Origin of the sequence: Stenotrophomonas cyclobalanopsidis (assembly GCF_008710035.1) — a bacterium.
Classification (GTDB): domain Bacteria; phylum Pseudomonadota; class Gammaproteobacteria; order Xanthomonadales; family Xanthomonadaceae; genus Stenotrophomonas; species Stenotrophomonas cyclobalanopsidis.
Genome location: NZ_VYKI01000001.1, coordinates 284,852 through 306,793, shown reverse-complemented (window position 1 = coordinate 306,793; position 21,942 = coordinate 284,852). Strand labels below are relative to the sequence as shown.

Below are 21,942 nucleotides of genomic sequence, written 5' to 3'. Positions count from 1 at the left end.
GCGGGTAATGCCGTCTGATCCGGTAGCGCCGGGCCATGCCCGGCGAGCGCGCAGCGCGGCGACGCACGCCCATGCGATCATCACCGCTATGAAGATCTATCTTGTCGGCGGCGCCGTACGCGACCGCCTGCTGCAGCGCCCCGCCGGCGACCATGACTGGGTGGTGGTCGGTGCCACCCCCGCGCAGATGGAAGCGTTGGGCTACACCGCCGTGGGCCGCGATTTTCCGGTGTTCCTGCACCCGAAGACGGGTGAGGAATACGCGCTGGCACGCACCGAGCGAAAGTCCGGCCGCGGCTACCGTGGCTTCGTGGTGGATGCCGATCCGGCCGTCACCCTGGAAGAAGACCTGCAGCGCCGCGATTTCACCATCAATGCCATCGCCTGCGACGAGGAAGACGGCACCCTGGTCGATCCCTATGGCGGCGCGCGCGACATCCAGCAGCGCGTGCTTCGCCACGTCGGCCCCGCCTTCGTTGAAGACCCGCTGCGCGTGCTGCGTGCAGCGCGCTTCATGGCACGCTTCGCACCGCTGGGCTTCTCCGTCGCCGAAGAAACCATGGCGCTGATGCGCGAGGTCGCCGCCAGTGGCGAGCTGGATGCACTGGTGCCCGAACGCGTGTGGCAGGAACTGCGCAAGGCGCTGCTCTGCGAACGGCCGTCGGCCTTCCTGCGCACCCTGCACGACGCGCATGCGCTCGGCCCGATCCTGCCGGAACTGGAAGCGTTGTATGGCGTGCCGCAGCGCGCCGAATTCCACCCCGAAGTGGATACCGGCATCCACCAGGAGATGGTCAGCGACATGGCCGCCCGGCTGGCACCGGGCGATGACCTGGTCGGCTTCGCCGCGCTCACCCACGACCTCGGCAAGGGCCTGACGCCGCCGGACGAATGGCCGCGCCACATCATGCACGAGCAGCGCGGCCTGAAGCCGCTCAAGGAGCTGTGTGCGCGCCTGAAGATTCCCACCGAGCACCAGCAGCTGGCCGAAGCGGTCTGCCGCGAGCACTTGAACGTGCACCGCATCGACGAGCTGCGTGATGCCACCGTGCTGGACCTGCTGGGCCGCTGCGATGCGCTGCGCCGCCCCGAGCGCGTGGCGCGCATCGCGCTGTGCTGCGAGGCCGACAAACGCGGCCGGCTCGGCTTTGAAGAGGGCGACTACCCGCAGGGCGAAACGCTCAAGCGCCTGCACCAGGCGGCCCTGTCGGTCCAGGCGCGTGATCTGGACCTGACCCATCTGAAGGGCCCCGCCGTTGGCGAGGCGCTGGCAAGGGCACGGGTGAAGGCGATCGCGGCCGCGCGCTGATCCTCAAGCGTCGTACCGGCCACGCGCGGACTGTCGAAGGATTGCCGGCCGCTGGCCGGCAACCCCAAAATCCCTGGAATCAGTGCGCCATGCCGCGGGTGATCGCGGCGGCGCGATCCTTCAGCTGGGCCACCGCGTCGGGAATCATCTCCATGCCCACGTCCAGGCCCGGGTTCAGCACCAGGCCGACGCCCTCGCCGATACCCGCCAGCAGCGCGTGCACAGCAATCGGCATGGCATGGGCGAACTGCGGCAGCTGCTCGTGCCAGAGACCGGCGCGCTCGGGCGCGGTGAACACCGCGAACATCGGCTCGCCGCCCTCGCTGGTCAGCACCAGCGGCGAAATGCTCTCGTCCCAGGCGCCATCCTCGCCGATGGCCTTGTCCAGCAGCACGAACACCGGCGCGGTCAGCAGGCCATCGAGGAACTGTGAAGCAGTCAGCGTACCGTCCTGTGCCTGCAGCAGGCGGACCTCCAGGTCGTTGAGGGGTTCGAACGGCGTGTCGTGATCCATGGTCGGTTCCGGTACGTGATTGCAGGGGGTCACTTTAGCAGGACGGAAGCATGGTCCACGTGCCGGACCCGCCGTCTGGGGAACGGTCAACGACCGATCAGGCTCTCGGCAGGAATGCCCAGGTTGCGGTGCAGATTGCGGATCATTTCCAGGGTCAGCCCGCGCTTGCGGTTCAGCACCTCATAGACCCGATTGAGCTGGCCGATGGAAGGCACCAGGTCCTTTACCGTCAACCCGCCCTGTTCCATGCGGAAACGGATCGCTTCAATCGGATCTGGCAGTTCGATCGGGTAGTGCTTCGCTTCGTAGGCCTCGACAAGCGTGGCAAGGATCTCGAAACGATCCCCTTCTTCAGTGCCGATGGCAGGCTCGTTCTCGAGATAGGCCTCAAGCTCGCGCAGCGCGATCTGGTAGTCGCTTTCGGTACGGATGGGGCGAATGTTCATTTTCCCTCCACAGTCGAGACTGTCTATTCGATCTTTGGGACATATGCAAATCCAGCTTCATCAGCCTGCCCCAGCCCCTGACCGCCACATCCACCCTGCCATCGCCAGCCCCGCCACCACCGCCAGCAACACCGGCAGGCCGAAGCGGTGCCGGAACGGGATCGGCACCCCGCCCAGCTGCTGGTCCATGCTGTCGGTGTCCAGCACCCAGCCATGCCCGCATCCGGTGCAGGCCAGCTCGTAACGGCGCTGGTAGACGAAGCCGAACAGCAGGTCGATGCGCGCCATGCGGTAGCGCAGCTGCGGGGCGAAGTCGGTCTCGGTCCCGCAGCGCAGGCAGTGATGGGCCTCGGTCGGGCCGACCACGACGACACGCTCCTGCTGGCCGATCATGATCACCGGTCAGCCGCCCCTGCAGGCAGGCTGGGCCAGCAGCCAGGCCTGGGCGGCGGCCAGAGTGTCCGGTCCACTGGCGGTGGCCTCGTCCGGCTGCAACCTGGCACCGTCGCCCAGCCCGTTGCGGTCGGCCATCACGTTGTGGGTCAACAGCAGGGTGCTGCCGTCCACCAGCTTGACGGGCCGGTTGCCGGTTGAGAAACCTGCGCTGGGTTGGCCGAAACTGCGACTGCCCGCCTGTCCGCGAAATGCCAACGCGACGGCTTCGCCCGAACTTGCGGTGCGCGCGCCCATCACCACCGCCACCGGGGCAGCGCCCGCACGCAGTCGATAGGCGGCCTGCCGTGAGCGCAGCCCCTGCGTGCCGTCCTGCCTCACCTCACCTTCCCCTTGGCGCCACCACTGCAGGCCATCGGCACTGCGGAAGGCGCCGATCAGTGCCCCCTGCGCGTCTGGAGTTCCCTGCAACAGCGGCAGCAGCCCAAGCAGCATGGGCCACATGTTGCCGCCGCCATTACTGCTCACATCGACCACCCAGCCGCAGCGCGTGCCGTCATCCAGGTCGACGATGCGGTGCTGCAAGGCCAGTGCGTAGGCCTTGCGCGCGTCAAAGCGCTGCTGTTCGCTGCGCTGCAGATCCTCCACGAAAGGGCCGACCTTCAGCACGCCAATGCGGGCATCGACGTTCGGGGATTCTGCCAGCGCGGCGCCCTGCCCGGCATTCACTCGCTGGGCGCGGCCGGAGCGTTCGCGCTGGTGGCTGGGCGATATCCATCGGCCATGTCCACTGCTGCTGCGCGTGGCCGCCTCATCCAGCACGCGGCGCTGCTGTGCACGATCATCACCTGCGGCGGCCAGCTGCGAGCGCACGTCACTCCAGTCGACGCGATCGCGATACAGCGATTGGAACTCAAGGAGATGCAGCATCTGTTCGCGCGCTTCTGGCGACGGCAGTTCAACTGTCTGTTCTGCCATGGCGGCAGAAGATGAAAACCACAGCGCAGCGAGCACGGCGGAACGAAGGTCCAGCATTGACGACTCCTTGTCACGTAGCAGAGGGGCAGAATAACCGCGTCGTTCGATCTGGCGCTATCGCGCATTACGTCGCTTTCGACCCAATGTTTGCCATGGGGAAACTTTGCAACTTTACTCATTCCACTGCCGCAGGACGCGAGTGACATTCCGTATGCCAGCGCGCTTTGCACTGGCCGGGATTGGCGTCCTGAATCAAACATCGAAACGATCGAGTTGCCGCCTCAGCGGCAATCGCGACAATGCACCGGCTTGCCCATGGCGGGCGGTGCGTGGGGATCCTCGTGATCCGTCGGCTTTTTTTCGTTTCGATTTTGACCGGCACGCCAACCCGCACCGTCCGCCACCTTGCACCCCGCAGGTGGCCTTGTCTTGTGAGGTTGTCGCCATGAATACGCCCTACCCCACCTATCCCTGCCTGCAGTCTCTGCTGGGCGATGCGCTGTCCACCCTGGCCCTGCCCGATACCACGGCGAAAGCACTGGAAGAGGCATTGAGCGGGGCTGAAGAAAGTGCCCCACCCTCGGCCTTCTTCGCGCGGCTGCACGGCCTCGCGCGCGGTCATGGCGCCGATGGGCAGCCTTGGCAGAATCGGAAGCTCAGTGACGCACGTATGCGGGGAATGGCTGAAGCCACGCGTTGCATGGCGGCGGTGTCGGCGTGCGGGCGCGTACTGCTGGCGGCGCAGGCCGCGCGGGAACTGGATGATGCTGAAGCTCAGTGTCCACCGCAGGTGGAGGAGGGATTGCTGCATGCCGTGGTGGTGATGGCCGATCATGCGGAGGCGTTGGTGGCATCGGATGCAGGCGCGGGCCCATGACAATGCCCGTAGAGTCGAGCTTGCTCGACGGCTGTTGGATGGCGACGGCTGTGCGCAGAGCAGCCGAGCATGGGCTCGGCTCTACGCAGCAGGAGCAGTCGAGCAAGCTCGACTCTACCAATCGGCGCGCAGGCCGATGTTGCCTTCGATGATGCGGCGCTTCTCGTTGCGGTCGCCGCCCAGCTCACGCGTGTAGTCAGCCACACCGTACGCGCTGATGGTGCGGTTGAAGCGCGCGACCACGCCAACCCCGGCTTCCAGCGCACGCGAACGCTGCGCATTGAGGATCGTGTCACTGTCGAACTGGATGCGGTCCTCGCCCGCGCGACCATGCCAGTAGTTCACCTTGAAGTACGGCTGCCAGCCGTTGTCGGCCAGCTGGTAATCGCCGGCCAGGCGCAGGCCGACGCGGCCGGTCCAGGCGTTGTCACTGTCGAAGCGCACCGCAGACACGTCGTCGCGCCGGTCATCCAGCGAACTGCGCTGCCAGATCACCTGCACCTGCGGTTCCAGCCACCATGAGGATTGCCCGAACTGCAGCAGCGGCTTGCCCGCTTCCAGCGACACCGTGGTGCCGTCGCCCTTCACGTCGATGCCGAGCCCGCGCGAGGAACGCACACGGCCGTCGTAGCGGCTCTGCAGGGCCACCGCATCGAGGTAGCCGCCCTCGCTGCCGGTCAGGGTCCAGTACAGGCCCACATGCTTGTCATCCAGCCGGCTCTGGCCGACCTGCACGTTCTCCCAGCCCAGCGCCAGACCGGTGGTCCTGCCCTGCGCGCGGGTGCGGCCGACAAACACGCCCACCTGGTTGCGATGGTCGTCAGCGGCGGCCGCCCACACATCCAGACCGGCTTGCACGCCCATCACATCGCCATCGAAGCCCGGCTGTGCGTCGCCCTTCCAATGGATCTCGCTGCTCTGCCCCACCAGTCGTCCCCAGGCGGTGCGGAAGGCGCCGTTGCTGTAGAGCAGGCGCTGTTCGCCCTGGCGCTCGTGGAAGGTACCGAGGCTAGCCAGCGAGGTCTCGCGCAGCAGCGGCGGGACCACCGCGTAGGCGGCGGTTTCCAGGCGATACAGCGGCACCACGTCGCCCTGCGCCGGTCGTGCACCCGGGCTGGGCGGGGTCGAGCCTGCACCGGGCAGGCTGCTGCCGGCCACCGGCACATCGGGTACGGCGGGATCACTGGGAGGTGCCACGGGCGTCGGCTCCGGCGGTGGCGGCGGCGGTGCGGTCTCGCCGGCGGTCAGATCGGGATCAATCGGATCCTCCGGCGGCGGTGGCGGTGCCGGCGTGATCGGCGGCGGCGGTGCGACGTCGGGAGTGGGTGGCGGCGGCGTCGCGTTGCTGTTGCCGTTCGGTGCCGGCGTCGGGCCAGCCACCAGGGTCGAACGCAGATACCAGTTCTCGCCGCTGCCGGCGCTGACGCCGCCCTTGAACAGGAAGTACTCATAGGCACCGGCCGATACCGGTGCGAACAGCGAGAACGCATTCGCCGCGCTGGTACCGCCATTCAAGGCCTGCACCACCAGGATGCCGTCGGCCAGCGTCGCCGCGCCACCGCCGCCGGCGTTGAGGATGCCGATGCCGGTCGTCCCACTGGCCGTGCCTCCGTCAATGACCAGGCGGTCACTGTTGGAGCCATCCCCCGCCAGCACCGTGCGCAGGTACAGTCCGCCGCCCTCGCCGCGGTAATTGCCGCGGATCGTGAATACATCACCGGCTCCCGTGCCGGTGAGGTCGATGCGGCCGGCGTTGACCACATTGACAAGCGCGCCCGCAGCGAACGGCCGCAGCGCATGCGCGCCGTTGCCGGCGTAGAGCGTGCTGGTGTCGTCCAGGGTGAGCGTGCCGGTGCCCGTACCGCTGTCGCCGAGCACCAGGTCGCCGTCGAAGGTCAGCTCGGTGCTGCTGGCCAGGCTGATCGCCTCCCAGTTCTGGAAGCGGGCCACGCCGGTGGTCTTGACGTTGCTGAAGTTGAGCTGGTCATTGCCGCTGCCACCGTTGAACAGCGGCACTGCGCCCAGATTGGCCTGGTTGAGGTTGCTGAGGTTGACCACATCATCGTCCGGCCCGCCATCAATGGCGCCGTAGACGATGCCCCCGCCATTCCAGTTGAAGGTGTCGTTGCCGGTGCTCAGCAGCACCTGCCCGCGTACGGTGCCATCGGTGATGGTCACGCTGTCATTGCCGCCGCTGACGCTGATGTTGCCGCCGATGTACGCCGTGCCGGAGATGATGATGGTGTCGGTGTCGAAGCCGGTGACCACGTTGCCGTCGACCGTGCCGCCGGACTGGTCCCACAGATTCTTGTCCAGCTTCATGTTGACCCGGCCGATGCGGCCACCGGTCATCCAGGCCTGGTCGCCATCCTCGAAGGCGCCGATGATGCGGCCGCCGCTCATTCGGAAGGTGTCGATGTTGTCGCCCTGCTGCAGCGCGCCGATGGTGCCGCCGGTCATGACGAAGTCATCGCGGCCGCTGCCCTGCGTCACCAGGCCGGTGATGGTGCCGCCGCTGACCGTCATCTGGTCATCGCCGTTGCCCTGGTCGACGCTGTCGAGCGTGCCGCCACTGATCAGCAGCACGTCGTTGCCATCGCCCTGCAGCACTCCGCCGCTGATGCTGCCGTCCAGCATCTCCAGGCGATCATTGCCGGCACCGAACTGCACGCCGGTGCGCCCGCTGATGGTGCCGCGGTTGACCAGCACGCTGTCGCCGGCACCGACGAACTGCAACGCGGTGTTGTTGCCGGTGCTGATGCTGCCGAGGTTGTCGACACGGCTGCCGCCACCCAGCTGCACGGCGATGCCGCCCACCGAGGTGATTGCGCCCTGGTTGCCGAGCTGGTGACCGCCTGCGCCGACCAGGCTGACGGCGCTGCCGCCACCGCTCTGCTGCAGCTGTGCGCCACTGGCAACGTTGAGGGTGATGCCGACCTCACCGTTGGCGCTGACGGGTACGGTCTGCGGGTTGGGGGCTGCCGCACTGCAGGTGACGGTCTGCCCGGCAAGCGGCGCGACGTTGTCACAGCCCGCCCACGCGATGGGCACGGTGGCAGCCAGTGCGGCGGGAATGGCGAGCGCCTGCAGCAGGCAATGGGTCAAGCGGCGCGGACGCGGTGCGGCAACGGACATACGGCACTCCTGGATCTGGAAGTCAGGAACTGCGGATATGGGCACTGCTGGCGCCGCGGAGGCGCCGTGAATGGTTCGGGCAAATGAAGTTATGCCGGATGCATCACGCTTCGCGCGTGAAGTAATTCATGCATCACACCAAATGCATGTGCATGAAAGCGTTCATGTTTTTGATGCATCACAGCGAAGTGCAGGCACGCGTGGCGTGGCTCTACTGCGCACGAAGCGCGCGTGGCAGTAGATCCACGCCATGCGTGGATAACAACTCGTCCGTATGGCAGTCAGATCTTCAGGTAGATGCCACGCCGGTCCAGCCACCACGCCACGCCCCACCACAGCGCAACAAAGGCGATCGCCTGCAGCATCGACGCCAGTTCCAATGCCCCCGGCATCGCCGTGGCCAGCTGCTGCCACACCGAACCCCATACACCGGTGGCGAGCAGCACCACCGACATCACCGAGGCGCCAAGGTAGGCGGTGATGGCATTGACGCCGAAGCGGCGGCCCAGCGCGGGCCAGCCCCTGCGGTCGATCAGCAGGTGCCCGAGCCACAGCGCCAGCGCCGCCAGCCCGCCGGTCCACAGCACGTAGCTCGGCGTCCACAGCTGCTTGTTGGGCGGCAGCACCGTGGCCAGCAGCAGCCCCAGCACGGCGGTCGCCACGCCCAGACCGGCCAGCGCGGAAGCGCGCCCGTTGCGCAGCAGGCCACCGGCCAGCAGGCCGAGCACGGTGCTGGCGAGCGCGCCGAGGCTGCTCAACAGGCCTTCCGGATCGTGGCCGAGGCCGGTGTCGACCTGCCACTGGTAGATGAAGGGCGCGAACAGGCTGGTGTCAAGGCGGCTGGCCGGATTGGTCCACGGCGCCAGATCGCCAATGCCCAGCAGCAGCACCGTGTAGCCCACCAGCAGTGCGACCAGCAGCGCCACCTGGGTGCGTGGCCGCACGTACACCGCCACCACGCCAACCACCGCCGCGCACAGCGCAATGCGCTGCAGGACGCCCCAGATGCGGAAGTGATGCGTGTGCAGCGCCCACCACACCAGCAGGTGCAGCAGCACGCCGGCGATGGCGATGCGCAGCGCGCGTTCGAGCACGCCCTTGGCCAGCGCCGGGCGTGCCAGGGGATCCTGCGCGCGCGGTGCCACGCTGAAGGCCATCGACACGCCGACCAGGAACAGGAAGAACGGGAACACCAGGTCGGTGGGCGTGCAGCCATGCCAGTCCACATGGCGCAGCGGCGCGAACACCGCGCTCCAGTCACCGGGGTTGTTGACCAGCAGCATCGCCGCCACGGTGAGGCCGCGCAGGGCGTCGATCGAGCCCAGCCGGCGTGGCGGCGCTGCGTCCATCAGGCCGCCTCGTACTGTCCGGCAATCCAGGTGCCACGCACCTGCAGGGCATCATCCAGCAGCACCAGGTCGGCCTGGTAGCCCTCGGCGATGTGGCCCAGGCGGTCATCCACGTTGAGGAATTCCGCTGGATAGGTGGACGCCATGCGCGCCGCCTCGGCCAGCGGCTGGCCGAGCAGCTGCACGGTGTTGCGCACGGCCGTGGCCATATCCAGCGCCGAGCCGGCCAACGCACCGGCCGCATTGCGCACCACGCCATCGACGGCGGTGATGGTCTCGCCGTACAGCACGTAACTGGGGTCATCGGCACCGACCGGTGGCATCGCGTCGGTCACCAGCAGCAGGCGGCCGCGTGGCTTGGCGGCCAGCGCCACGCGCAGGCTGGCCGGGTGCACGTGCACGCCATCGACGATGATGCCGATCCAGCTGTCGCGGTCTTCCAGCGCGGCACCCACGGCACCGGGCTCGCGCCCCTGCAGCGGCGACATCGCGTTGTACAGATGGGTGAAGCCGCGCACGCCGGCATCCAGGCCGTCGCGGATCTCTTCATAGGTACCGGCGGTATGCCCGGCCGCAACGATCACCCCGCGCTCGACCAGCGCGCGGATCGTCTCCAGCGGCACGCGCTCCGGCGCCAGGGTCAGCAGGGTCACGCCGTTGTCCAGCGACGCGGCCAGCGCGATCTCCTCTTCATCCGGCACGCGGAACTTGCTGGCATCGTGGGTGCCCTTGCGCGCCGGCGCGATGTACGGGCCTTCCAGATGGATGCCGATGACGCCCGGCACCTGCTGCGCGATCGCCTCGCGCATCGCACCGATCGCCTCGCGCATCACGTTCACGTCGTCGCTGATCAGGGTCGGCAACATCGCAGTGGTGCCGAAGCGCCGGTGCGCCTGCGCGATGGTGCGCAGCGAGGCGACATCCGGCGTGTTGTTGAACAGCGCACCGCCCCCGCCGTTGACCTGCACGTCGATGAAGCCCGGCAGCAGCCAGCCACCGCCCAGGTCCACCTGTTCGTCGGCCTCGCCCAGCTGCGGCGCGGCGTCGGGCAGCAGCGCGATGATGCGGCCGTCTTCGATCACCACCGCCAGGTCGTCGCGGAAATCATCGCCGGTGAGGATGCGGGCGTTGCGCAGGACCGTGGCCATCAGACCGTCTCCGTGACCTTGTTCAGGTGCGGCGGCAGGTCGGGATTGAAGCCACGGCGGATCGCCAGTGCGTTGATCGCGCGGTAGAAGCTCTGCACGGTCAACAGCGGTGCGCACAGCGGGTGCGGCGCGACCGCCACCGGCAGGTTGCCACCGGCGCCGGCCATCCACACCTGGGCGCCGCGCGCACTGAATTCCTCGACCACCGCACGGGTGCCGGCACCGGTTTCATCGGGCTGGGCAAAGGCCAGCACCGGGAAGCCGCGGCCGACCAGCGCCATCGGGCCGTGCTTGACCTCGGCCGAGCTGTAGGCCTCGGCGTGCAGGCTGCAGGTTTCCTTGAACTTCAACGCGGCTTCCTGCGCGGCGCCAAGACCAAGGCCACGGCCGAGCACGAACAGGTTGGTGGCATCGACCAGGCCGTCGGAGACCACACTCCAGTCGCACTGCCACGCCGCACGCAGGGCATCGGGCAGCAGGTCCAGCGCATTGCGCAGGCTGCTGTCCTGCTTCCAGTAGGCGGCCAGCTGCAGCAGCGCGGCCAGCGAGGCCAGGTAGCTCTTGGTCGCGGCCACGCTCTTCTCGGCGCCGGCATGCAGCGGGATGACCGTGTCGGCCAGCTGCGCCAGCGGTGAATCCTCGACGTTGACCAGGGCGACCACGCGCGCACCGGCGGCCTTGGCCGCTTCTGCATTGCGCAGCAGGTCCGGGCTTTTGCCCGACTGCGAGATGACGATGAACAACGCACCGCGCAGCTGCAGCGGCGCGGCGTAGACCGAGCCCACCGACGGCGATGCCGAGGCGACCACCAGGCCCAGCTGGGTTTCCAGCAGGTACTTGCCGTAGGTGGCGGCGTGGTCGGAGCTGCCGCGTGCGCAGGTCACCACGAACGGCGGCGGTGCCGCGCGCAGGCTGGCGGCCAGCGTTTCCAGGGTGGCGTGGTTGCGGGCGAACTGGCGGGCAACCACGTCGGCCGCTTCAGCAGCCTCGGCGAACATCAGGGTGGCGGTGGGGTCGGACAGCGACATGGCGGACTCAGGCGGGATCGGAAGGAAGGGGGCGCACGCCGGCCGGGCGCATCGGTGCGGTAGAACCGCGCACCACCAGCTGCGGCACGAAGCCCTGGTTCTGCAGGGCGGCCGGTGCATCGTCGTAGGCATCGCTGCGCAGCTGCGCGATCAGCAGGCGCGCGGCGTGGCGGGCGATGTCCTCGGTGGCCTGCTTGGCGGTGGTCAGCGGCGGCCACGACTGGCGCGAGAACGGGCTGTCCTCGAAGCCGGCGATGGAGAGGTCGTAGGGTACGTTCATGCCGGCCGACTTCGCGGCCGCCAGCACGCCGGCGGCGATTTCATCGTTGGAGCCGAAGATGGCAGTGGGCGGCTCACGCAGGGCCAGCAGGCGACGCGCACCACGGAAGCCATCGTCGAAGGTGTAGTCGCCCTGCACCACCAGATGCTTGTCCACGGTCATGCCGTAGTCCTTCAGCGCGGCCTCGTAACCGGCGTAGCGCTCGCCCGAGGAACGGTGCGAGGAACCACCCCAGAGGAAACCGATGCGCTGGTGGCCGAGCTGGATCAGGTGCTCGGTGACTTCGTAGGCAGCCTCGCGGTCGTCGACGAACACGCAGGCGCCATCGGCCGGATCCTCCGTGGCGGCGATGATGCGCACCAGCTTGATGCCGCGCGCGGTCAACGTCTGGATCAGGTCGCGGCGCTCGGACATCGGCGCGGTCAGCACCAGCCCGGCCAGGCGCGAACGCTGCACCCAGTCGGCCAGTTCATCGGCCAGCATCGGCGAGCTCGAATCACACGGATGGATCTGCAGGCCGAAGCCGGTTTCGCGGCAGGCGGCGAGTACGCCGTTCTGCACGCCGATGATGTGGTACGGGTTCGGGTTGTCGTACACCAGCCCGATCACGAACGTGGTGCCGCTGCGCAGGTTGCGCGCCGACGGATCGGGTTCGTAGTCGAGTTCGGCGATGGCCCGCAGCACCCGCGCACGGGTGGCCTGCATCACCGACGGTTCGTTGTTGATGACCCGCGACACCGTCTTCAGCGAGACCTTGGCCTTTTCGGCAACGTCCTTGATGGTCGCTCTGCGCATCGGCTTTTCCTGGGGTTGGCTGCCGTCCATCATCGCCGATCAGACCTTGTCCTGCGGCAGGCCGGCGCGATGGCCGATCACCGAGTAGAACAGGATGTACAGGTAGCACGGCACCATCAGCAGGACGAACACCAGCTGGAAATCGATGTGCTGCTTGAGCACCGCAAACAGCTGCGGAATGATCGCGCCGCCGGCGATGCCCATCACCAGCAGGGCCGAGCCGGTTTCGGTGAAGCGCCCCAGGCCGCGGATGGCCAGCGGGAAGATGGCCGGCCACATCATCGCGTTGGCAAAGCCCAGCAGCGCCACGAAGGCCACCGAGACATAGCCGTGGGTGGCCCAGGCGCCCAGGCAGAACAGCACGCCCAGCACCGCCGAAAGGGTCAGGTAGCGCGACTGCGACACCACTTTCGGAATCAGCAGCAGGCCGACCACGTAGCCGATGAGCATGGCGAACAGGGTCAGCGAAGTGAACATCTTGGTCTGGTCCAGCGGCAGGTCGAAGCCGTGGCCATAGGTACCGATGGCATCACCGGCCATCACTTCCACGCCGACGTAGACGAACAGGCACAGCACGCCCAGCCACAGGTGCGGGAACTGGAAGATGCTGCGGCGCTCGGCAGCACCCGCGGCGGTCGGCGTGGCGTTGGCTTCGGACGGCTTGATTTCCGGCAGCGGCGAGAACAGCACCGCCACCGCCAGCACCACCAGCACACCGGCCATGGCCAGGTAGGGCGCGTGGATCTTGGCGGCGAATTCGTTGAGCAGCTGCGCCTTGGTGGCCTCGTCGGCAGTGGCGACGGTGGCCGACAGATCGCCGATGCCGTGCAGCACCAGCGTGCCGATCAGCACCGGTGCCAGCATGCCGGCGATCTTGTTGCAGATGCCCATCAGCGCGATGCGGCGCGCGGCCGTTTCGATCGGGCCGAGGATGGAGATGTAGGGGTTGATGGCGGTCTGCAGCAGGGCCAGGCCGCTGCCGATCACGAACAGGCCGCCGAGTGCGCCCGGATACCAGCGCTGCGTGGCGAACTCACCGAACAGTGCCGCGCCCGCAGCCATCACCAGCAGGCTCAGGCTGAGGCCCTTCTTCATGCCGGTGCGGCGCAGGATCCACGACGACGGCAGGGCGAGGAAGAAGTACGACAGGTAGAACACCATCAGCACCAGGAAGGCGCCGACTTCGCTGAGCTCGAATGCCAGCTTGACGAAGGTGATCAACGGGCCGTTGAGCCAGGTGAAGAAGCCGATCAGGAAGAACAGCACGCCGACGATGGCGATGGAGGCGGCAACGTTCGGGCGCGCGCTTGCAGCAGTGACGGCGGACATCAGGTGGGCTCCTGCGGCGACCACCGCAGAGGGCGGTGTCGGAGAGTGGCTGGGAACAACGTTGTCACATTCTTTCGATGGACCACAGCGGTTTGTCAACTTGATTGCGCGGGCCCGATGCGGCCGTGCTGCACTGCGCAAGACAACACCCGCGTTCCGCGCTGAATGCGCTCTGGCCCTAGAGGCCCATGGCGCAACGGCTTGCGGGTTAACGCCAGGTCAAGACGATGTAAACGTTTACGGTGTCTCTCATTCGTTGCGGCGCAGCAACGAAAGTGTCACGAACTCGTTGACATCGTTGTCAACGCAGTTACAGACTCCGCCCATCGACGGGCCTTTCGTGGGTCCGCTTCCCACCTGCAGCAGGAGCCCGCGTGACCGCCAGCCATCCCGCCCCGGCCCATGTCCTGTCCCGCGTCGCGCCCTCGTTCTTGGCCGCCGACGTCGGCGGCACCCATGTGCGCGTGGCAAGGGCACAGGCCAGCGGCGACGAGGCCCATCCGGTACAGCTGCTGGAATACCGCAAGTACCGCAATGCGGACTACGCCGGCCTGAGTGCGATCCTCACCGACTTCCTCGGTGACAGTGCGCGGCCCAGCCAGTGCGTGGTCGCCACCGCCGGCTTCGCCCGCGAGGACGGCACGGTGATCACCGCCAACCTGCCGTGGCCGCTGTCGGCCCGCCAGGTGGAAGCCGAGGTCGGCCTGCAGCACGTGCACATCGTCAACGACTTCGAAGCGGTGGCCTATGCCGCGGCGCAGGTCGACGCAAGCGGCGTGCTGCACCTGTGCGGCCCCGAGACCGCGCCGCGCTGCCCGACCCTGGTGGTCGGCCCCGGTACCGGCCTGGGTGCCGCACTGTGGATCCCCACTCCGCATGGTCCGGTGGTCCTGCCCACCGAAGCCGGCCAGCCGACGCTGGCGGCCAGCACCGAACTGGAAATGGCCATCGTCCGCCACATGCAGCGCGACCGCGCGCACGTGTCGATCGAACATGCGCTGTCCGGCCCCGGCCTGATGAACCTGTACCACGCCATCTGCGCCCTGCAGGGGCAGACCCCGGTGCTGGCCAGCCCGGATGCGGTGACCGCCGCAGCCATGGCCGGTACCGATGCCCTCGCCCGCCAGGCGCTGGATGTGTTCTGTGGCCTGCTCGGCAGCACCATCGGCGACATGGCGCTGTTCTACGGCGCGCAGGGTGGTGTCTACCTGGCCGGCGGCATCCTGCCGCAGATCCGCGAATACCTGCATGCCAGCACCTTCGTCGAACGCTACCTGCAGAAGGGGCCGATGGGCGAAGCGCTGGCACGCATCCCGGTGAAGGTGGTCGAGCACGGGCAGCTGGGCGTCATCGGCGCCGCCAGCTGGTTCCTGCTCCACGCCAACGCCTGAACCGCAGTACGCAGCAAGCAGTACGCAGCACCGCAGTACGCACGACGCACTGGAATCGCACCATCGCGCCCGGCAGCCCCTGCTGGCGCCAGGCATGACCTGCCATTCGTTCGCCGCCGACAACGCACATCAGTGATGAGGAGAGACATCATGAACACCCGCAAGACTCTGCTTTCGGCAGCCATCGTCGGCTGCCTCGCCTTCTCGGCGCACGCACAGGACCCGAGCCCGCAGAACCTGGACACCATCCAGGTGGTCGGCATCCGCGCCAGCCTGGAAAAATCGCTGGACACCAAGCGCAACAACGTCGGTGTGTCCGAAGCGATCACCGCCGAGGACATCGGCAAGTTCCCCAGCACCAACGTTGCTGAAGCGCTGTCGCAGATCCCGGGCGTCACCCTGGACCGCCGCTTCGGCCAGGGCGAGCGCGTCAGCATCGACGGCACCGACCCCAGCCTCAACCTGTCCTTCCTGGACAACCATCCGGTGGCGCAGGCCATCTGGCTGTACGGCGAACAGCCCAACCGCGGCTTCGACTACACGCTGCTGGCCCCGCAGATCCTGGGCCGCGCGGAGATCATCAAGTCGTCCGAAGCGCGACTGACCGAAGGCAGCCTCGGCGGTACCGTGCTGATGCACACCCGCCAGCCGCTGGACCTGAAGCAGAACGAAGTGGCCGCCTCGGTGGGCTACAGCTACAGCCAGCAGGCCAGCGAAGGCAAGCCGAACGCGGCCGTGCTGTACAGCTGGAAGAACAACGACGAGACCTTCGGCGTGGCCGTCTCGGCCCAGCACTACGAAGAGGCCGTCGACCGCCAGGGCAAGGAAGTGTTCGGCTACACCAAGGCCAGCACCTTCCCCAATGCCACCGGCGTGGCCGCCGACGTGGACGTGCCGAACTCGTTCAACGCCGCCTGGTTCCAGCAGGAACGCAAGCGCGACAGCGCCGTGGTCAACCTGCAGTTCAAGCCGACCGATGAGCTCGAGTTCAACCTGAGCGGCATGTACATCAAGGAAAAGTTCGACAACTACAACCAGTCGCTCTATTCCTTCCTGACCTGGAACCCGGGCACCGTCAACGCCGTCAACCAGCTCGGCGACGTGCGCAACGGCGTGGCCACCAGCGGCCACTCCAACGCAAGCGCCATCGCCAACAGCGGCACGCTGATCTATGACAACAACGTTCGCCTGTCCGAAGTGGTCACCAAGGGCGTGGACCTGCGTGGCGCCTGGAAGGGCGAAGGCTGGGGCATGACCGGCCAGGCCGGCCAGAGCAAGTCCGACAACAAGAACCTGGCCCAGTACTTCATCGAGCCGTTCTACAACGGCGGCTACAGCTGGAACATGGACAAGGGCATCACCTTCGATGACCCGGCAGGCGCCCGCGACCCCGCCAACTGGGGTTCGGCCGGCGGCTGGTTCGGCAACAACGGCGTGTTCGCCACCGAGAGCAAGGACACCTACGCCCAGCTCGACTTCAACGTCCAGTTCGACAGCATCTTCAACCAGCTGCAGTTCGGCGTGCGCCACGGCAAGCACGATGAAGCCTTCACCCTCAACGTGTACGGCGGCGTCACCCCGGGCACCCTGGCCGACGTCGGCACCATCGGCCTGACCGACATCCAGGGCTTCACCAGCGACCAGGGCCACCACGTGCAGGCCGGCCGCAACAACGTGCTGAACTGGGTGCGCAACAGCCCGATCGACTACAGCAACCCCGATCCGGCCAGCTACCTCAACAACAGCTGGGCGCTGACCCAGACCAACAACGCAGCCTACGCGCAGCTGAACTTCTCCAACGGCCCGCTGCGCGGCAACCTGGGCGTGCGCTACGTCGATTCCAAGACCGAAGGCAGCGGCTTCGTCTACGGCGGCACGCCGACCCTGACCGACCTGGACAGCAAGTGGCAGACCCGCACCAAGAAGGAAGACTTCGTGCTGCCGTCGTTGAACGTCGCGTGGGACACCGACAACGACTGGGTGTTCCGCTTCGCCGCGGCCAAGGTGATCGCCTGGGCGCCGTACAACCAGATGGTCAACAACACCTTCCTCAACGACACCACCCTGACCGGTTCGGGCGGCAACGCCGATCTGTCGCCGTATGAGTCGTGGAACTTCAACGCCTCGGCCGAGTACTACTACGCGCCGCAGGCGGTGGTGGCCTGGTCGGTGTTCTACAAGAAGATCGACAACTACATCGATACCTCGGCCACCATCGAGCGCCAGTACAACTCGATCCGCGATACCTCGCCGGCCACCTGGGCGAACCTCGTCGGGACCAACGGCTGCACCGCCGACGGCTACTGCGATTACAGCATCCAGCGCCCGCGCAACGCCGGCAGCGGCCACGTCAAGGGCTTCAACATCAGCTTCCAGCAGCCCTTCGGCGAAAGCGGCTTCGGCCTGACCGCCAACTACACCTACGCCAACGGTGAGAACAACACCGGCGATCCGCTGCCGTACCAGTCGCGCAATGCCATCGCCTTCAGCCCGTACTACGAGAAGGGCCCGATCAATGCGCGCCTGACCTACAACTGGCGTGACAGCTACCTGGCCGGCGGCTACGTGGCCGGTGCTGCCCCGTCCAGCGTGGACGACTACGCGGAACTCGGTGCCAGCTTCGGCTACACCTTCAACGACAACTGGTCGCTGACGGTGGACGCGCAGAACCTGCTGGACGAGACCTACTTCCAGTACCTGGGCGACAAGGAGCACCTGGCTGGCAAGTACAAGAGCGGCCGCCGCTACATGGCCACCCTGCACTTCAAGTTCTAAGACTGCACCCAGCTGCACATCGCGACGGGCCCGGATTTCCGGGCCCGTCGTACGATGGGAGACCGGAATCGCCGCCTGCGCGGCGGCCACGCGCGGCACAGCGAACCGCCCACCACAGGAGTGAGACGATGCGACCTTTCCCCCTTGCCAGCATGCTGCTGGGCCTGGCGATGCTTCCCGCCGCCGCCCGCGCCGCCGATGCCCCGGCACTGGATACCGGCCCCGGCCCGCAGCTGCGCGCCGGCAGCCTGATGCTGATCCCCGCACCGGCCAACGTACAGCGCGGCAATGGCGCCGGCATCACCGTGGCCGCAGGCACGGCGCTGCGCGCCGACAGCGAAGCCGAGCAGCGCGTGGCGGGCCAGTTCGCCGATCTGCTCGCCCGCAGTGGCGGCCCGCGCCTGGCGCCGGCTACCGGCAAGGCCGCGGCCAAGGCCGGCGGCATCCGCTTCCAGATCATCCCCACCTTCCGCGATACCGGCGAGGGCTACACGCTGGAGAGCACCGCGCAGGGCGTGCTGGTGCAGGCCGGCAACGAGACCGGCCTGTTCTACGGCGCCACCACCCTGGCCCAGCTGGCCACCGGCGGCAGCCAGGGCGCGCTGCCGGCCGTGCAGATCCAGGACGCGCCGCGTTTCAGCTGGCGCGGCTTCATGCTCGACTCGGCGCGCCACTTCCAGAGCCTGGACGAGATCAAGCGCGTGCTCGATGCGATGTCCGCGCACAAGCTCAACACCTTCCATTGGCACCTGACCGATGACCAGGGCTGGCGCATGGAGATCAAGCGCTACCCGAAGCTGACCGAGGTCGGCAGCTGCCGCCTGCCGGCCGGCGATGGCGGCATCGATCCGGTGACCAAGCAGGAATACCCGTACTGCGGTTTCTACACGCAGGACCAGATCCGCGAAGTGATCGCCTATGCGGCCAAGCTGCACATCCAGGTGATCCCGGAAATCGACGTGCCCGGCCACGCCACGGCCGCGATCGCCGCCTACCCGGAACTGGGCTCGATCAGCACGCCGCTGAAGCCGATCAGCGAATGGGGCGTGTTCCCCAACCTGTTCAACGTCGAGGACGGCACCGTCACCTTCCTGGAGAACGTGCTGGAGGAAGTGATCCAGCTGTTCCCGGCGAAGTACGTGCACGTGGGTGGCGACGAAGCGGTCAAGGACCAGTGGATCGCCTCGAAGCAGGTGCAGAAGCGCATGCGCGAGCTGGGCATCAAGGATGAGATGGCCATGCAGAGCCACATCATCAAGCGCCTGGAAACCTTCCTAGAAGCGCACGACCGCCGCCTGATCGGCTGGGACGAGATCCTCGAAGGCGGCCTGCCGCCGCAGGCCACGGTGATGTCCTGGCGCGGCACCGAAGGCGGCCTGGCCGCGGCCAGCAGTGGCCATGACGTGGTGATGTCGCCGGTCAGCCACCTGTACCTGGACTACCTGCAGACCGGCTCGCCGAACGAGCCGCCGGGCCGCCCGGCCCAGGTCAACCTGGCCACGCTGTACAGCTTCGAGCCGGTGCCGGCCGAGCTGGCCGCCGACAAGCACGGGCACATCCTCGGCCTGCAGGCGAACATGTTCACTGAGCACACCCGCACCTACGCACGCCTGCAGCACAATCTGTTCCCGCGCCTGGCCGCGCTGGCCGAAACCGGTTGGAGCGCGCCGGAGCATCGCGATTTCCGCGATTTCCTCGCCCGTCTGCCGTCCCAGCTGCAGCGCTACCGCGCCTGGGGCCTGGCCTACGCGCAGACCCCGTTCGAAGTGGGCGTGGGCCATACCGACGACCGCGCCGCGAACAGGGTGACGGTGTCGCTGGCCAATCCGCTCGGCTATGAAGTGCGCTACAGCACCGACGGCACGCCGGTGACCGCCAGCTCGCCGCTGTACCAGCAGCCGCTGACCCAGCCGCTGCCGGCCACCGTGCAGGCCGCTGCATTCTTCCAGGGCCAGCCGCTGGCAGCGGCACCTACCGTGGCGTCGTATACCGCGCAGTCGCTGCTCAGCCGCCACAGCGAGGAACTGCGCAGCTGCGTGGGCGAAAAGGGCCTGGTGCTGCGCCTGGAAGACGATGGCCCGCGCGAAGGCCCGCGCAAGGTATTCACCGTCGACATCTTCCAGCCGTGCTGGCGCTGGCCGGCCGCGCAGCTCGATGGCATCGGCAGCGTGCAGGTTCGTGCCGGGCGCATCCCGTACTACTTCCAGCTGGCCCACGACGAGCCGGCGCGCAAGTTCGAGAAGGCCAAGGGCCGCAACGGCGAAATGCTGATCCGTCGTGGCGACTGCACCGGCAAGGTCGTGGCCCAGGTGCCGCTGCCGGCCAGCACCGACGCGGATGGGTTCGTCACCCTGCGCGCGGCGCTGCCGAAGGGCGTGTCGGGCACGGATGATCTGTGCATCAACTTCACCGGCGATACGCGTCCGGCGATGTGGGTACTGGATGAGGTGACGCTGAAGTAGAGCCGAGCCTACGCTCGGCTGCCATTGCTGGACGGCTTCACCTACGCGTAGCGTGGATCTTCTGTAGAGCCGAGCCCATGCTCGGCTGCTTTTCAACGGGAAAGCCGAGCATGGGCTCGGCTCTACAAGGCACTCAGCCGCGCCAGCGCAGCAGGATGTCGCGCAGCGGGGTCAGGGCGGTCGCCAGGCCCGACAGCACGCCCACCGTGTTGGCCAGCGCATCCACTGGGTCGGCACTGCGGTTGCTGGTCAGCGCGCCCTGCGCGAATTCGATGCCCACGCCCATCAGCACCAGGCCCACGCCCGCCCACAGCAGCGGCGTGCCGCGGCGGAACAGCTGCACCGCACTGCCGGACAGGATGAAATAGGCCAGGAAGTGCTCGACCTTGTCGCTGTTCGCCGGCAGGTCGATCGGCGGCGGCGGGATCAGGCAGACCACGATCACCACCAGCACCGCCAGCAGCCACAGCGCGGTCCACAGCCGCGGCCGGCGCAGCGGCTTGATCACCGGCACCCGCGCGCTCACAGGCGCCAGCTCAGGTCACCCAGCTCGAAGGCCGGCTCGAAATCCACCTCGCGCTGCAGGCCGATCACTTGGAAACGTTCGCCCATCTCGGTCGGCAGGGTCAGCTTCTTCACCTGGTCGCGCAGCTGGATGCGGCCCACTTCATCGGTACGCTCTTCGGCCAGCACCAGCACCTGGTCCAGTCCGTTGCCAAGCAGGAAGCTGGACTGGCTGCAGTAACCGGCCAGCTCGAAGCCACCGTGCAGGCCGGCCTCGGCCATGGCGGTGAAATCCACCGACGCGGTGATGTCCTGCAGCCCCGGCCAGCGGTACACCTCGTTGTGCACGTGGTGGCGGTAGAACGCGCGCACGGTGCCATCATCGCGGTCGTGCTGGTAGTACTCGCTGCGGTTGTAGCCATAGTCGACGAACAGCATCGCGCCACGCTGCAGGCCGCCGGCCACCGCCTGCAGCCAGTACGGCAGCTGCGGCAGCACTTCGGAGCGGTAGCCATCGGCGAAGGGCTTTTCCAGGTAGCGCTCGAGGTGACGCACCGCGCCGTTGAGCAGCACGTCGGCCGGCTGCGCGCCGCGCATGAAGTTGCCCTCGCCATCGAGCTCGACGGTTTCCTCGTAGACCTCACCGTCCTTGATCAGGAAGCGCGGGGTCGGCAGCGCATCGATCACCTCGTTGGCGAACACCACGCCGTCCCAGTCGTCATCGAGCGGGCGGTCGACCCATTCCACGCGGCTGGCCAGCTCGGCCGGCAGGTTCTGCTGCAGGCGCTGCTGCTGGCGCTGGCGCAGGTCCGCGCTGGGCTCGAGGATGGCGTAGCGCGACGGCAGCGCGTCCAGTTCGGCCAGGCGCAGCAGCACGGCCTCGGCGAAGGCGCCGGTGCCGCCACCCAGCTCCAGCATGCGCGCGTGCGCATCGAGCTGGGCGAACACCGGGGCCAGCGCGTTGGCCACGCTGCCGGCGAACAGGCTGCCGAGCTCGGACGCGGTGGTGAAATCGCCGCTGCCGCCGAACTTGCTGGCGCCGGCGCTGTAATAGCCCCAGCCGGGGGCGTACAGGCACAGCTCCATGAAGCGCGAGAACGGGATCGCCCCGCCCTGCGCAAGGATTTCGGCACGCAGGGCGGCCGCCAACTGGTCGCTGTGGGCCAGGGCGTCGGCTTCGGGCAGGGGGAAGGTGGGCTGCATGGTGTCTTCGAATGCGGTGACAATGG

The 21,942-nt window shown here is 67.6% G+C and carries 17 protein-coding genes; 5 read left to right on the top strand and 12 right to left on the bottom strand.

Annotation, left to right across the window (positions count from 1 at the left end; all coding sequences use genetic code 11):
• The first annotated feature begins 88 nt into the window (after nt 1-88).
• Nucleotides 89-1,309: a multifunctional CCA addition/repair protein gene (locus FJU31_RS01265; RefSeq protein WP_150453160.1), complete on the top strand. Its 1,221-nt coding sequence runs from the start codon at nt 89-91 to the stop codon at nt 1,307-1,309.
• Nucleotides 1,310-1,388: 79 nt separating this feature from the next.
• Here FJU31_RS01265 and FJU31_RS01260 read toward each other — a convergent pair whose 3' ends face one another.
• The 4 genes from FJU31_RS01260 to FJU31_RS01245 all read right to left on the bottom strand — a co-directional run bounded on the left by FJU31_RS01260 (nt 1,389) and on the right by FJU31_RS01245 (nt 3,592).
• Nucleotides 1,389-1,823, bottom strand: coding sequence for an SseB family protein (locus FJU31_RS01260; protein ID WP_108770003.1), 435 nt, complete (start codon nt 1,821-1,823; stop codon nt 1,389-1,391).
• An 86-nt stretch (nt 1,824-1,909) separates the two neighbouring features.
• A complete protein-coding gene (locus tag FJU31_RS01255) occupies nt 1,910-2,269 on the bottom strand; it encodes a helix-turn-helix domain-containing protein (protein WP_150453159.1) in 360 nt (119 codons plus the stop codon).
• A gap of 60 nt (nt 2,270-2,329) precedes the next feature.
• The gene (locus tag FJU31_RS01250; RefSeq protein ID WP_150453158.1) at nt 2,330-2,668 is read right to left on the bottom strand and encodes a hypothetical protein; all 339 of its coding nucleotides are present in this window, start codon (nt 2,666-2,668) and stop codon (nt 2,330-2,332) included.
• 3 nt (nt 2,669-2,671) lie between these two features.
• Nucleotides 2,672-3,592: a S41 family peptidase gene (locus tag FJU31_RS01245; protein WP_188115429.1), complete on the bottom strand. Its 921-nt coding sequence runs from the start codon at nt 3,590-3,592 to the stop codon at nt 2,672-2,674.
• 493 nt (nt 3,593-4,085) lie between these two features.
• On the opposite strand from FJU31_RS01245, the gene FJU31_RS01240 reads away from it, so the two are divergent.
• Complete coding sequence (locus FJU31_RS01240) at nt 4,086-4,517, top strand: hypothetical protein (protein WP_150453156.1); 432 nt, start codon at nt 4,086-4,088, stop codon at nt 4,515-4,517.
• Between the two features lie 114 nt (nt 4,518-4,631).
• Here FJU31_RS01240 and FJU31_RS01235 read toward each other — a convergent pair whose 3' ends face one another.
• The 6 genes from FJU31_RS01235 to FJU31_RS01210 all read right to left on the bottom strand — a co-directional run bounded on the left by FJU31_RS01235 (nt 4,632) and on the right by FJU31_RS01210 (nt 13,581).
• On the bottom strand, nt 4,632-7,652 hold the full coding sequence (locus FJU31_RS01235) for an autotransporter family protein (protein WP_150453155.1): 3,021 nt from the start codon (nt 7,650-7,652) through the stop codon (nt 4,632-4,634).
• A 281-nt stretch (nt 7,653-7,933) separates the two neighbouring features.
• On the bottom strand, nt 7,934-9,001 hold the full coding sequence (locus FJU31_RS01230) for an acyltransferase family protein (RefSeq protein ID WP_150453154.1): 1,068 nt from the start codon (nt 8,999-9,001) through the stop codon (nt 7,934-7,936).
• Nucleotides 9,001-10,149 (bottom strand): N-acetylglucosamine-6-phosphate deacetylase, encoded by a 1,149-nt coding sequence (gene nagA, locus FJU31_RS01225; RefSeq protein ID WP_150453153.1) that lies wholly within the window; start codon nt 10,147-10,149, stop codon nt 9,001-9,003. The genes FJU31_RS01230 and nagA overlap by 1 nt, the downstream gene beginning before the upstream one ends.
• Entirely contained in the window at nt 10,149-11,177 is a 1,029-nt protein-coding gene (locus FJU31_RS01220; RefSeq protein WP_150453152.1) for an SIS domain-containing protein, read from the bottom strand. Before FJU31_RS01220 ends, nagA begins: the two co-directional genes overlap by 1 nt.
• A 7-nt stretch (nt 11,178-11,184) precedes the next feature.
• Nucleotides 11,185-12,252: a LacI family DNA-binding transcriptional regulator gene (locus FJU31_RS01215; protein ID WP_108760312.1), complete on the bottom strand. Its 1,068-nt coding sequence runs from the start codon at nt 12,250-12,252 to the stop codon at nt 11,185-11,187.
• A 39-nt stretch (nt 12,253-12,291) separates the two neighbouring features.
• Entirely contained in the window at nt 12,292-13,581 is a 1,290-nt protein-coding gene (locus FJU31_RS01210) for a sugar MFS transporter (RefSeq protein ID WP_150453151.1), read from the bottom strand.
• A 374-nt stretch (nt 13,582-13,955) separates the two neighbouring features.
• On the opposite strand from FJU31_RS01210, the gene FJU31_RS01205 reads away from it, so the two are divergent.
• From FJU31_RS01205 to FJU31_RS01195, 3 genes are all read left to right on the top strand, one after another.
• Nucleotides 13,956-14,972, top strand: coding sequence for a glucokinase family protein (locus FJU31_RS01205; RefSeq protein ID WP_150453150.1), 1,017 nt, complete (start codon nt 13,956-13,958; stop codon nt 14,970-14,972).
• Nucleotides 14,973-15,122: 150 nt separating this feature from the next.
• Nucleotides 15,123-17,747 (top strand): TonB-dependent receptor, encoded by a 2,625-nt coding sequence (locus tag FJU31_RS01200; protein WP_150453149.1) that lies wholly within the window; start codon nt 15,123-15,125, stop codon nt 17,745-17,747.
• A 128-nt stretch (nt 17,748-17,875) separates the two neighbouring features.
• Nucleotides 17,876-20,209 carry a beta-N-acetylhexosaminidase gene (locus FJU31_RS01195; RefSeq protein WP_150453148.1) on the top strand — a complete coding sequence of 778 codons (2,334 nt, stop codon included), beginning with the start codon at nt 17,876-17,878 and terminating at the stop codon, nt 20,207-20,209.
• A gap of 133 nt (nt 20,210-20,342) precedes the next feature.
• On the opposite strand, the gene FJU31_RS01190 is transcribed toward FJU31_RS01195, so the two are convergent.
• Nucleotides 20,343-20,735, bottom strand: coding sequence for a VanZ family protein (locus tag FJU31_RS01190; protein ID WP_150453147.1), 393 nt, complete (start codon nt 20,733-20,735; stop codon nt 20,343-20,345).
• On the bottom strand, nt 20,732-21,916 hold the full coding sequence (locus FJU31_RS01185; RefSeq protein WP_150453260.1) for a class I SAM-dependent methyltransferase: 1,185 nt from the start codon (nt 21,914-21,916) through the stop codon (nt 20,732-20,734). Before FJU31_RS01185 ends, FJU31_RS01190 begins: the two co-directional genes overlap by 4 nt.
• Nucleotides 21,917-21,942: the final 26 nt, after the last annotated feature.